A 12708-nucleotide genomic window follows, 5' to 3' on the forward strand; every position below is an offset into this window, starting at 1 on the left:
GGGTACTCACGCAGGTCATTTCGGTGGCCCCGGGGCGGTGCGAATTATGACGATTGGCATAGAGTGCCCGCATGGACGCCACGAGCTCCGCGGTTCGCCGGGCACTGGCCCGCGCGCGTGACGGCAAGACACTCGACCCATCCGAGGCCACCACACTGCTGCAGGCCCGCGGGGCGCAGCTCGACGATCTGCTCGCCTACGCCGCCCGCACCCGGGACGCCGGCCTGGAGGCCGCGGGCCGTCCGGGCATCATCACCTACAGCCGCAAGGTCTTCATCCCGCTGACCCGCCTGTGCCGGGACCGCTGCGGGTACTGCACGTTCGCGACCGTCCCGCACAGGCTGGACGCGCCCTACCTGAGCCCCGACGAGGTCCTGGAGATCGCGCGTCGGGGCGCGGAGATGGGCTGCAAGGAGGCCCTGTTCACCCTCGGGGACCGTCCCGAGGACCGCTGGAAGCAGGCCCGCGAGTGGCTGGACGCCCACGGCTACGACGACACGCTCTCCTACGTCCGGGCGATGGCGATCCGGGTGCTGGAGGAGACCGGCTTGCTGCCCCACCTGAACCCCGGGGTGCTGACCTGGCGCGACTTCCAGCGGCTCAAGCCGGTCGCGCCGTCCATGGGCATGATGCTGGAGACCACCGCGACGCGGCTGTTCAGCGAGCGCGGCGGCCCGCACTTCGGGTCGCCGGACAAGGACCCGGCGGTCCGGCTGCGGGTCCTGGAGGACGCGGGGCGGACGAACGTGCCGTTCACGACCGGCATCCTGATCGGCATCGGCGAGACGGTCGAGGAGCGCGCGGACGCGATCTTCGAGATCCGGCGGACGATGCGCGAGTACGGGGCGATCCAGGAGGTCATCGTCCAGAACTTCCGCGCCAAGCCCGACACCAAGATGCGCGACACCCCCGACGCCGAGCTGGACGAGCTGGCCGCGACGATCGCGGTGACGCGGCTCGTCCTCGGCCCGAAGGCCCGCGTTCAGGCGCCGCCGAACCTGGTCGCCGACCAGTACGCGCTGATGCTGCGCGCGGGCATCGACGACTGGGGCGGCGTGTCGCCGCTGACGCCGGACCATGTGAACCCCGAGCGGCCGTGGCCGCAGATCGACGAGCTGTCGGAGATGACGGCGGCCTCGGGGTTCGAGCTGCGCGAGCGGCTCACGATCTACCCCGAGTACGTCCGGCGCGGCGAGCCGTGGCTGGACCCGCGGCTCATGGGCCACGTGGCGGCACTGGCCGACCCGGCGACCGGCCTCGCGCGGGAGGACGCCGTCCTTGAGGGGCGCCCCTGGCAGGAACCCGACGGCGGGTTCGAGGCGTCCGGGCGGACCGACCTGCACACCGAGATCGACACGACCGGCCGCACCAGCGACCGGCGGGACGACTTCGACGAGGTGTACGGCGACTGGGACGCGCTCCGCGACCGCATGGCCGCCCCACAGCGCTTCGACGCCGACGTCAAGGCCGCTCTCGCGCGTGCGGAGCAGAACCCCGCGGGCCTGTCGGACGATGAAGCCCTGGCTCTCCTGCACGCCGAAGGCCCGGAACTGGACGCCCTCGCCAAGCTCGCCGACGACCTGCGCCGCGAAGTGTCCGGCGACGACGTCACCTACGTCGTCACCCGGAACATCAACTTCACCAACGTCTGCTACACCGGCTGCCGGTTCTGCGCGTTCGCGCAGCGCCGCACGGACGCCGACGCCTACACGCTGTCCCTCCAGCAGGTCGGGGACCGGGTGGACGAGGCGTGGGCGGCGGGCGCCACCGAAGTCTGCATGCAGGGCGGCATCCACCCGGACATGCCCGGCACCGCCTACTTCGACCTCGCCCGGGAGGTGAAGCGCCGCGCACCCGACATCCATCTGCACTCCTACAGCCCGATGGAGGTCGTGAACGGCGCGTCCCGCACGGACATGTCGATCCGGGAGTGGCTGGAGGGCGCCAAGGAGGCCGGTGTCGACTCGCTGCCAGGCACGGCCGCCGAGATCCTGGACGACGACGTCCGCTGGGTGCTGACCAAGGGCAAGCTGCCCACCGACCAGTGGGTGGAGGTCGTCACCAACGCGCATGAGATCGGCCTACCGACGACGTCGACGATGATGTACGGGCACGTGGACACCCCCTCGCACTGGGTCGCGCACATCAAGCTGCTCCGCTCCATCCAGGAACGGACGGGCGGGTTCAGCGAATTCGTCCTGCTGCCCTTCGTGCACCACAACTCGCCTATCTATCTCGCCGGGCTGGCACGTCCGGGACCGACCGTCCGGGAGAACATCGCCGTCCACGCTTTGGCGCGGATCCTGCTGCACGGCGCGATCCACAACATCCAGACGTCCTGGGTGAAGTTGGGGGACGAACTCTGCACGCGCGTCTTGCAAGGCGGCGTGAACGACCTCGGCGGCACGCTCATGGAAGAGACCATCAGCCGCATGGCCGGGTCGGAGAACGGCTCCTTCAAGCCCATCAGCGAACTGGAGGAGATAGCGGCACGCGCGGGCCGTCCCGCCAAGCAGCGAACCACCCTCTACGGGGAAGTGCCCGAAGAACGCCTGGAAGCGTCCCGCCGCACCGACGGCATCGGCCACTTCGGCAACGGAGGAAAACTCAATCTGCCGCTGGTCGGCACCTGAGATTCGGCTGTATGACCGACGGGTGAACCTGGGGAGGCGGCCGGCCGTGTGGCGGCGGCGTCGCGCCCGCGCTGAGCGACGTGGCCGACCGCTTCAACCCGGAGGCCGAGGAACATTTGCTGACCAGTTTTACGAGCGCTCTTCAAAGCGTTGAAAATGAAGATGCGGCTTAGCTGGATTCCGCATCCTCGGGGGGCGAGAACTGCTCGGGCGCCCTTTTCTGCGCTGACAGCCGCGACGGCCTGGTCTGGACCCCGCACGACTTCTGGCGCCGCCCGGCCCCGGGCCGGTCAGAACGCCCGGTAGTCCCGGACGGGCAGCCGGGGCCCGCGCCTCGGCGGGCGCCTCCCGGACGACTCCAGCAGCCGGGTGACCCGGTAGCGGTGACCGGCGTAGGGCTCCAGCAGCTCCAACATCCCGGCGTCGTCGACCTTGCGGCCCACCAGCGCCCACCCCACCATCCCCGGCAGGTTGTAGTCCCCGACGGAGACGGCGTCGGGGTCCCCCACGGCCCGCTGACGGATCTCGGCGGCCGTCCAGACCCCTATGCCCGGCAGCGACCGCAGCCGGGCCTCCCCCGCGTCCTCCTCCAGCCGCTTCGCGACCCGGGCCGCACCGATGATCGTCCGAGCCCGCACGGCCTCCAGCCCCGACCGGTGCCACTCCCACGAGGGAATCCGCACCCAGACCTGGGGCGGCGGCGGGACCCGCATATGCGGCGCCCCCGGCGCGGGCTCCCCGAACTTCCGCAGCAGGTACCCCCACCCCCGCCACGCCTCCTGCGCGAGCACCTTCTGCTCCATCACCGCGGGCACGAGCGCCTCGAACACCCGCCGCGACCTCCCGAGCCGCAACCCCGGCCGCCTGCGGACCTGCTCCCGGACGACCTCGTCCCGCGCCTCGAACTCCTCCGGGACGTCGGCGGCTCCCAGCAGCTCGGGCACCCCGTCCAGCAGCCACTCGGCGCCCGGCCCCCAGGCCGCGGCGTCGACGACGTCCCCGGCGCGCCGGAGCCGCAGCGTCCCCGGTCCCTCGGGCGTGAAGGACGCACGCCACACGGACCCGTCCCGCTCGACCCGAAAGGCCGGATCATGAGGCCCCCGCTGATGCGGCGAAAGCGTCCCGAGCAGGTCCAGCGCCCACCCGGGCCGCCATGTCCGGACGCTTCCGGGGAGGTGCCCGGCGGGCCCGGCCTTACCGGCGACAGCGGCCATCAGGAGTCGGGGGTGAAGCGGATCGCGGTTGGGGGGAGTTCGATGCCGGGCCATACGCGCAGGCCGTGGCGGAGTTCGTTGCCGGGGCCGACTATGGCGCCGTCGCCGAGGATCGCGCCTTCCAGGACGGCGCCGTGGCCCGCGCGGGCGCCTCGGCCGAGCACCGAGTCGCGGACCGTGGCTCCTTCGGCGACGTGCGCGTCGTCCAGGAGGACGCTGCCGATGACCGTGGCGCCGGCCTCGATGACGGCGTTGCGGCCGACGGTCGTGCCGCCGCGGACGACCGCGCCCGGGGCGACGCTCGCTCCGGCGAGGGTGAGGCGCTCGCCGGGTGCGCCGGGCATCGCCGGGGACGAGAGCGTGCCGAGGACCAGGTCGCGGGAGCCCTGGACGAACGCCTCCGGGGTGCCGACGTCCAGCCAGTACTCCGACTCGACGTGGCCCATGACGACGGCGCCGGACGCGATCAGGGACGGGAACGTCTCGCGCTCGACGGAGACGACCTCGTCCTCGGGGATCGTGTCGATGGCCGAGCGGCGGAACACGTAGCAGCCCGCGTTGATCTGGTTCGTCACCGGATGGGGGGTCTTCTCCAGGAAGGCGGTGACGCGGCCCTGGTCGTCGGTGGGGACGCAGCCGAACCGGGAGGGATCGTCGACCCTGGTCAGGTGCAGGGTGACGGCGGCATCGGCCTGCTCGTGCAGTTTGACCTGGGCGCGCACATCATGGCCGGACAGGATGTCGCCGTTGAGGATCAGGACCGGGTCGTCCGGGCCACAGGTGAGGGCACGCGCGGCGTTGCGGATGGCGCCGCCGGTGCCGAGCGGCTCGTCCTCGCTGACATAGGCCAGGTCGACGCCGTGCGCGTGGGTGCCGAAGGCCGCCTCGAACATCTCGGCGCGGTACGACGTGGCGAACACGATGCGGGTCACGCCCTCGGCATGGGCGCGGGCCAGCTGGTGCGCGAGGAACGCCACGCCCGCCGTGGGAAGCAGCGGCTTCGGGGTGGAGACGGTCAGGGGACGCAGGCGCGTGCCCTGGCCTCCGACCAGGAGGATCGCTTCCACTCGGTTCCTTTCTCCACCGCGGGCGTGGTGGCAGAGCCTAGCGGGTGCGTGTGCCTCCGGACTTCTCGTGCTGGTCGACGGCGCGCTGGTAGGAGGTCATGTGCGCCTCCGCGGACGCCGCCCAGGAGAACTGCTGGGAGCGGGCGTGGGCGGCGTCGGCGAGTGCGGTGCGGCGGGACGGGTCGTCGAAGAGGTCGCCGAGGGCCGTGCCGATGCCGGACGGGTCCGGTTCGGTGTAGGCGACCGCGTCGCCGCCCACCTCGGGCAGCGGACCACGCCGCGTGGTGAGGACGGGCGCGCCGCACGACATCGCCTCAAGGACGGGGAGGCCGAAGCCCTCGCCGCGGCTGGGCAGGGCGACGACGAGCGCGCCGCCGAAGAAGCCGGGGAGCGACGGCCAGGGCAGGTAGCCGGGCCGCAGGACGCGCAGATCCAGCGGGACGGTGGCGAGCGCGGCGTCGACCTCGTCGTCCCAGCCGCCGCCTCCCGCCAGGACCAGGGCCGGGGCGTCCGGGCGGTGCTCGCACGCCCTGACCCAGCCGCGGATCAGGTTCGGGACGTTCTTGCGCGGCTCCAGCGCGCCCAGGTAGGCGACGTAGGGGTGGCCGTGCAGGCCCAGCCGGTCCGAGACGTGCTTGGTCTCCGCCTCGGACGGCCGGTGGAAGACCTCGTGGTCGACGCCGTGGTAGGCGACGTCGATGAGGGCGGGGTCGGCGCCGAGGATCCGGACCAGCTCGTCACGGGTCGCGCGGGACGGGGCGATCAGCCGGGTGGCGCGGCGGGCGGCGGTGCGGGTCGCCGACTTGACGTAGCTGGTGCGGACCGGGTCGTGGAGTTCGGGCTCGGTGAACGGCGTCACGTCGTGGATCGTCACCACGGTCGGCAGGGCCGCGCTCACCGGCATCGTGTAGGTCGGCAGGTGGATGACGTCGGCGGCGACGCGTTCGGCGACGTGCGGCAGGCCCGACTGCTCCCAGGCGAGCCGGGTGGCGCGGTGCGACAGCGCCGCCGGGCCCGCGACGACGCGCGCTCCGGGGACCAGGCCCCCGTAGCGCTCCTCGTCCGCCCGCTGGCAGACGACGGCCAGGTCGGCGCCCTGCGCGTGCAGGGCGCACAGCAGCCCGTCGACGTACCGGCCGAGTCCGCCGCGGTCGGCCGGCACGGCGGTCGCGTCGAGCAGAATCCGAGGCGCCACGGTCCGCTCCCCCTCCGTGGTGGCGTAGATCACTTTTTACTCTCCCGACCCTACGCCCCCGAGAACTACCTTTTGCGCGCCTGGACGAGCACGATGCTGCCCCGCTCGTTCGGGGCCTTGCGGTCGGCCATGGCGACGAGCGGCGTCAGGGGCGCGGCCGCGTTGAAGCCGACCTTGCCGCCATAGGTGGAAAGCGACAGGTAGAGGCGCTCGGTGGCGGCCGTGCGGAACTGGTAGCTGTGCCTGACCAGGTCCAGGCCGCGCTCGTCCATCAGCTTGCGGAGGCCGTCGTGCGTGTAGGTGTGCTGGACGTGGTACTTGGCCTTGTGCGCGTCGCGCAGCTTCGGCCAGGTGTCGGCGCGGCTCAGCACGTCGGCGGACATGAAGATCTCACCGCCGGGCTTGAGAACTCGCGCCATCTCGTCCAGGGATCTCCCGCCGTCGTCGAAGTGCTCGATCGCGCAGACGGACAGGACCGCGTCGAACGCGGCGTCCCCGAACGGGAGGCGGAGCGCGTCGCCTTCGATCAGGGCGGGCGCGTGGGCGAGCGTGCGCCCGTACTCCATCTTGCCGCGGGCGAGGTCGATCGAGACCGCGTCGGCGCCGCGCCTGCGCGCCCGGCCCGCCCAGTAGCCGTCGCCGCCGGCGACATCGAGGACGCGGCGGCCGCGCAGGTCCCGGCCCATCCAGGCGAGGAGCGTCCCCGCCTCGCGGTACCGGCACACATGTACCTGGTGGCCCATGAAGGCGACCACATCCGAGATCTTCATCGCCTCCAACTCTAGGACGATCGGACGGCTGGAACGTCACGTTCGCCTACGCTGGGCGCGTGAAGATGAAGGTCGTCGCCGTGCGGGCGTTGCGCGTGTTCCTCGTGGTGCTCGCGCTGGCGTTCTGCGCCTACAGCGTGGCCTCCCAGCGGGACGCGGCGGTGGACGCGTTCCAGCAGATGTCCTGGGTGGCGCTGGCGGCGGCGTTCGCCTCGGGCCTTGCGGGCCTCTTCGTCTGGATGCTGGGGTGGCGGGAGTTCCTCGGCGGCCTCGGATCGCCGCTGCCCGTGCGCGCCATCTTCCGGATCTCCGGGATCTCGCAGCTCGGCAAGTACGTCCCCGGCAAGGTGTGGGCGCTGGTGACGCAGATCGAGATGACGCGCGAGCACAGGGTGCCGCCCGAGCGCAGCTTCGGGTCGACGCTGCTGGCGGTGGCGACGTCCACGGCGTGCGGTCTCGCGGTGGCGGCGGTGACGCTGCCGCTGACGTCGGCGGCGGCGCGCGAGACGTACTGGTTCCTGTTCCTGCTGGCGCCGGTCCTGCTGGGCCTCCTGCACCCGAGGATCGTGACCTGGTGCCTGGGGCTGATGCTCCGGGTCATCCGCCGGCCCCCGCTGGAGCGTCCGGTGAGCCTGGGCGTCACGCTGCGGGCCATCGCCTGGACGGTCCTCGGGTGGATCCTGTTCGGCGTGCACACCTGGCTGCTGTGCAACGCCGTGGGCGGCGACGGGAAGGGCCTGCCGTTCCTCGCGACGGGCGCGTACGCGCTGGCGTTCGTCGCCGGGTTCCTCGTCTTCATCGCGCCCGGCGGTATCGGGGCGCGGGAGGCGGCGCTGACGGTCGTGCTGACGCCGGTGCTGCCCGCGGGCGCGCCGGTCGTGGTCGCGATCGCGTCCCGGGTGCTGCTGACCGCCGCCGACCTGGTCAACGCCGGGATCGCGCTCCTGCTCGGGCGTACGCAGCTCGGGCTCACGGGGCCGGACACGGGGAATGAACCGCCGTCCAAAGAGCTTGTGAGGGGTACGCACCCGACGAAGGAGGGACCGTGACGGCCCCGATCACCGTGACCGACGCGACGTTCTCGGACGAGGTCCTCGGCAGCGACACCCCGGTACTGGTCGACTTCTGGGCCGACTGGTGCGGGCCCTGCCGCATGGTCGCCCCGATCCTCGACCAGATCGCCGAGGAGCAGGACGGCAAGATCAAGATCGCGAAGCTGGACTACGACGCCAACCCCGAGACGCCGAACAAGTACGGCGTGATGGGGCTGCCGACGCTCCTGCTCTACAAGAACGGCGAGGTCGTCGAGCAGATCGTCGGCGCCAAGCCCAAGCGCGCCCTGCTCAAGGTCATCGAGCCCCACCTCTGAGCGCGCCGCCCGTGGTCGCTCCCTCGGTGAGCGCGTCGAGGTAGGCGGCCCAGACCGGAGCGTGGTCGACCGGGCGGACGCCGGAGCGCAGGCGCTCCGGCTCCCCCGGCGTGTAGAAGCCGTTCAGGGCCCCGGCCAGGGACGCGACGTCGTCCGGCGCGCAGATCAGGCCGTCGACGCCGTCGCGGACCTGATCGGCGAATCCGCCGACGTCGGTGGCGATCACCGGCAGGCCGTGCTCGTGGGCCATCCACACGTTCTGCGAGGCGGTCGCCGTCCGGTACGGCAGGACGAGCGCGTCGGCGGCGGCGAACAGCCCCGGCACGTCCGCCGCCGGGACGTAGCCCGGACGCAGTTCCACCCGCGACGTGAGTCCGAGCGAGCCGATCAGCTCGCGCGTCTCGTCCAGCCCGCCCCAGAACTCGCCCGCGACGGTCAGCGCCACGTCGTCCGGGCCTTTCGCGAGGGCGCGCAGCAGGACGTCCAGCCCCTTGTACGGCCGGACGATCCCGAAGAACAGGAGCCGGCGCCGCACCTTCCTGTCGTCCCGCGCGGGGGCGGGGGCGACGGGCAGGTGGGCGGGCATCTCCGCGACGCGCACGGGGCGCGCGGTGAGGCCCCGCGCCAGCCCGGCCTGCGCCTCGGAGTGCACGAGAACGCCGTCGACCTTGCGCAGCAGGCGCTTCATCAGCGGCTCGTCGTACGGCTTGCGCTCGTGCGGCAGGACGTTGTGGCACAGCGCCACGACCGGGGCGCCGCGCCGCAGGCCCGCGAGGATCCCCAGGTAGGACGGCACCTGAACCGGACTCAGCACGGCCAGGACGACCAGGTCGCGGGCACGCAGGGCACGGCCGGTGCGCCACCAGCCGTCCGGGCGGCGCCAGTCGAGCCGGCGCCGGGTGCCGGAGAACGGCTCGCCCTCCGGATCGGAGATCGTCTGCTGCCCCGGGTACAGGAACCCCGGGTACTGGGCGCGCCACGACTCGATGACCACGTCGTGACCCGCCGCGGCCAGGCGGTGCGCGAGTTCCGTGGTGTGGTGCGCGCCGCCGCCCTTGTAGGGGAACGCGGGCCCGACGATGGTGATCCGACGTTTCTCCGGCATCCCGCTAGACGTCGCCACGTGATCGGACGATCAGGTCCGCGAGCAGGGCCAGCGAAGCGATGATCAACCCCGTCACGAAGATCATGATGGTGTTGTTGGCGAAGTAGCCGAAGTGCACGATCATGTCGAACACGCCCTTGCCCAGGCCGATCAGGATCAGCCACAGCGCGGGCGGCATCAGCACCTTGAGCGGGTTGAAGTACATGACCATCCGCAGCACCTGCAGGATGTAGCGGTAGGCGTCCTTGGTGAAGTGGAACTTCGACTTGCCGGCCCGCTTGGCGTAGTCGATCGGCATGTAGTGGACCGGGTGCTGGTTCGACAGGAACGCGATCGTGATCGTCGTGACGCAGGAGAACCCGGGCGGCAGCAGCCGCAGGTACGGCAGCGACACCTCGCGGCGGAACGCGCGCAGCCCCGAGTTCAGGTCGGGGATCCTGGAGTTGGTGAGCCGCTCGGCGACCTTGCGGATGAACCACTTGGCGGGGACGCGCAGTGCCTTGTGCGACCCCTCCTCGCTCGTGCGCGCCCCGACGACCTGGTCGATGGACGGGTCGGTGTCCAGGAGGTCCACGAACTCGGGGATCCGCTCGTTGGGATAGGACATGTCGGCGTCGGTCCACACCACGATGTCACCGCGGGCCTGCTGGGAGCCGATGCGCCGGACCGTCCCCGAGCCGCTGTTGTGCTGGAACGCGATGACCCGCATCTGCGGGAACCGGGGGGCCGCCTCGCGCAGCCGGGCGAGGGTCGCGTCGGTCGAGCAGTCGTCGACGGCCAGCAGCTCGTAGGTCTTGCCGCTCCCGTCCATCGCCCGGGTGATGCGCTCGACCTCCTCGATCACGTGGTCCTGCTCGTTGTAGCAGGGCAGGACGATCGTGACGTGGACGGGACGGGAATCCGGTTCCGCCCGCTCCGGCGCGGCCTCGGGCTCGGGCGGCCGCACCGGCTCCCGCGCGGGCGCGGCGGCCGGCCCCGGCGCGGGCGGCGCCGCGGGCTCGGGCGCGGGCGGGGCCTCGGGAGCGGGCTGTGCCGTCGTCTCTGCGGACGCCGTCTCTGCGGACGCCGTCTCTGCGGACTGGGTCTCGGCGGACTGGGTGCTCACGCAGCGCGAGGATACTCGCCTCGGCGCACCTGAGCCGCCGAACCGCTCAAGGCCGGCGTCACTCCGCGGGGGGCTCGGCGACCCAGACCTCCATGGACAGGCCCCAGGTTCCGCCGGGCGGCTCGGTGAGCGTGCGCCCGTCCTGCCGCGTGTCCACCCGCAGGATCCGGGTCGGCCGCCCGTACGGCGCGACCTGGTCCGCCTTCGCCGCCATGATCACGGGACGGTGGCCGGCCCGGCGCACCTCGCCGGCGACGCGCCGCACGTCGGCGGGCGTGGCGCCGTCGGCCGTGCGCGCGGCGGGCCTGCCGCACATGCCGCGCACGACCTGAAGGAACCGGTCGGCGGTCGACCGTTCGACGACCACGACGGCGCTGCCGGGCCGCAGCGCGTCGCACATGCCGTCGACGGCGGCGACCTCCCCCTGCTCCGTCCTGGTCGCCATGTAGCCGCCGGACGTCAGCACGACCGGCACGAGCAGCAGCGCGACGCCCGTGACCGCGCCCGCCCGCACCGCCCGCGGCGAGTAGCCGAGCCGGCGGACGCGCCGCACCGTCCAGGCCGACGCGAACACGGTGAACAGGAGCAGCCCGGGGATGACGAGGCCGATCAGCCGCCGGGACGCCCACGGATGGTCGGGGGTGATCCCGGGCCGGATGAGCACCTGCGTCGTCGTCCAGACGATCATGGCGTACGGCAGCGCCCACTCGGTGGACCGCCCGCGCAGCAGCCGCCGCACCAGCAGCGCCGCGCCGAGCGTGGCGAACAGCAGCGCCGGGACGCCGATGTACCAGGAGACCCAGGAGAGGGACAGCTCCGAGTACTGGCGGGTGCCGTCCACCGGAAGGTTCTGGATCCGCTGGACCGTCTCGATGAAGCCGACGTTCATCTCGTCGTCGGGCGTGGCCGGAGGGCGGCGGACCGTCTGCACCAGGGGCCGGAGCGCGAAGCCCAGCATCACCAGGACGGTCAGCACGGCGGCGGCGCCCGGCAGCCTGCCCCGCGCGACCGCGTCCCCGGCACGGCGCAGCCGCGCCCCCGTCCGGTCCCAGCGCAGCAGGACCACCATGGCCGTCGTCGCGACGATGACCGCCGCCGTGATCGCCAGCAGCGGCTCGACGGACGAGCGCAGGTAGGCCAGGTACGGCCGGGACAGCGTGAAGCCCTCGGCCAGCCCGGCGCCGGCGCCGAGCAGCACGCCGCCGGCCGTCCAGTGGCCGATCCACCGCCTGCGCGCCACGTAGAACCCGGCGAAGACGAGGACGGGGAGGATGTCCCGCAGCCCGTCGATGCGGACGAGCACGATCAGGCCGAGCGCCAGGCCGCCGAGGAACGCCTTCAGGTCGGCGGTCCGGCCCTCCTCGCGCCGCGAGTCGTGCAGCAGCGACAGGCCGCCCAGCAGCAGGATGATCGCGGGCAGTTCGCTGAAGGTGCCGCGGGACACGTAGAGCATCGGCAGCGACAGCGCCAAGAGCAGCGCGCCGGCCGGCGCCCAGCGGGGCCCGACGAGGCGGGCGACCAGGCCGGCGAACGCCAGCACGCAGCAGGCGCCGAGCAGCGGCGCCATCAGCAGGATGCCGTGGGTCCCGCCGGCCCAGCCGCCGAGAGCCAGCAGCAGCGGCGACCCCGCCATGAACTGCGGGACGATGGCGCCGTCGTACTGGTAGAAGGCGGGGCTCTCGTACAAGAGGGCGCCGTCCGGGCCGCCGAACGCCCGTTCCGCCGTCGGGATCGGCAGCGACCCGTGCTCGGCCAGCCACGTCGCGAACTGCACGTACGAGGCCGGGTCGCGCCGGACGATGATCTGCTCCGAGCACATCACGACCTGGAGCACCAGGAACGCCACCGCGATGCCGGAGACCGCGGCGCCCGTCCACCACGGCGCCGCGTCCGCCTCCCGCCCACCGGGCTTGTCGGCATCGTCGGTCTTGCCGGCGCCGGGGAGGGGGCGCGTGCGCAGTCCCAGCCAGAGGGTCAGGGCGGCCGCGGGGACGAACAGGGCGAGGGCCGGGAGCGGGTGGAAGGCGCCCGCCATCAGCAGCGGCAGCGAGACCGCCAGCCACGCCACGACGAGGAGCGCCGGGACCACGGAGGCGCGCACGAGCAGCCGACCCGCGTTCATCTCTTCCGCCCCGTGCCCGTCCGTCGACTACTCGTTCACCCGTGCGGAGCGTAGCGGTACCGGCAGGGTGATGGGTCCCGGACGATCATGCGGGCATACGCTCGCCCCATGAGCGCACACGCCGGAGA

10 protein-coding genes are annotated in these 12708 nt (G+C 72.6%); 3 read left to right on the forward strand and 7 right to left on the reverse strand.

Features of this window, described 5'->3' with window-relative positions; all coding sequences use genetic code 11:
* The first annotated feature begins 71 nt into the window (after positions 1 to 71).
* Positions 72 to 2633, forward strand: coding sequence for a bifunctional FO biosynthesis protein CofGH (locus E1281_RS29990; RefSeq protein WP_131883084.1), 2562 nt, complete (start codon positions 72 to 74; stop codon positions 2631 to 2633).
* Between the two features lie 290 nt (positions 2634 to 2923).
* Here the strand turns inward: E1281_RS29990 and E1281_RS29995 are convergent, their stop codons facing one another.
* The 4 genes from E1281_RS29995 to E1281_RS30010 all read right to left on the reverse strand — a co-directional run bounded on the left by E1281_RS29995 (position 2924) and on the right by E1281_RS30010 (position 6879).
* Positions 2924 to 3691, reverse strand: a complete 768-nt coding sequence (locus E1281_RS29995; protein ID WP_243717568.1) for a DNA-3-methyladenine glycosylase 2 family protein — start codon at positions 3689 to 3691, stop codon at positions 2924 to 2926.
* A 155-nt stretch (positions 3692 to 3846) separates the two neighbouring features.
* The gene (locus E1281_RS30000) at positions 3847 to 4914 is read right to left on the reverse strand and encodes an NDP-sugar synthase (protein WP_131883086.1); all 1068 of its coding nucleotides are present in this window, start codon (positions 4912 to 4914) and stop codon (positions 3847 to 3849) included.
* Positions 4915 to 4951: 37 nt separating this feature from the next.
* On the reverse strand, positions 4952 to 6109 hold the full coding sequence (locus E1281_RS30005) for a glycosyltransferase family 1 protein (RefSeq protein ID WP_131883087.1): 1158 nt from the start codon (positions 6107 to 6109) through the stop codon (positions 4952 to 4954).
* 65 nt (positions 6110 to 6174) lie between these two features.
* On the reverse strand, positions 6175 to 6879 hold the full coding sequence (locus E1281_RS30010; protein ID WP_131883088.1) for a class I SAM-dependent methyltransferase: 705 nt from the start codon (positions 6877 to 6879) through the stop codon (positions 6175 to 6177).
* A gap of 65 nt (positions 6880 to 6944) precedes the next feature.
* Here E1281_RS30010 and E1281_RS30015 point away from each other — a divergent pair, with 65 nt between their 5' ends.
* The gene (locus E1281_RS30015) at positions 6945 to 7928 is read left to right on the forward strand and encodes a lysylphosphatidylglycerol synthase transmembrane domain-containing protein (RefSeq protein WP_243717570.1); all 984 of its coding nucleotides are present in this window, start codon (positions 6945 to 6947) and stop codon (positions 7926 to 7928) included.
* Positions 7925 to 8248: a thioredoxin gene (gene trxA / locus E1281_RS30020; RefSeq protein ID WP_131883089.1), complete on the forward strand. Its 324-nt coding sequence runs from the start codon at positions 7925 to 7927 to the stop codon at positions 8246 to 8248. The genes E1281_RS30015 and trxA overlap by 4 nt, the downstream gene beginning before the upstream one ends.
* Here trxA and E1281_RS30025 read toward each other — a convergent pair.
* The 3 genes from E1281_RS30025 to E1281_RS30035 all read right to left on the reverse strand — a co-directional run bounded on the left by E1281_RS30025 (position 8229) and on the right by E1281_RS30035 (position 12580).
* Complete coding sequence (locus E1281_RS30025) at positions 8229 to 9353, reverse strand: glycosyltransferase family 4 protein (protein WP_131883090.1); 1125 nt, start codon at positions 9351 to 9353, stop codon at positions 8229 to 8231. The genes trxA and E1281_RS30025 overlap by 20 nt on opposite strands.
* A gap of 4 nt (positions 9354 to 9357) precedes the next feature.
* On the reverse strand, positions 9358 to 10299 hold the full coding sequence (locus E1281_RS30030; RefSeq protein WP_131883093.1) for a glycosyltransferase family 2 protein: 942 nt from the start codon (positions 10297 to 10299) through the stop codon (positions 9358 to 9360).
* A 217-nt stretch (positions 10300 to 10516) separates the two neighbouring features.
* Positions 10517 to 12580, reverse strand: a complete 2064-nt coding sequence (locus E1281_RS30035) for a hypothetical protein (protein ID WP_131883091.1) — start codon at positions 12578 to 12580, stop codon at positions 10517 to 10519.
* Between the last annotated feature and the right edge of the window lie 128 nt (positions 12581 to 12708).

Source organism: Actinomadura sp. KC345, from assembly GCF_004348515.1.
Classification (GTDB): domain Bacteria; phylum Actinomycetota; class Actinomycetes; order Streptosporangiales; family Streptosporangiaceae; genus Spirillospora.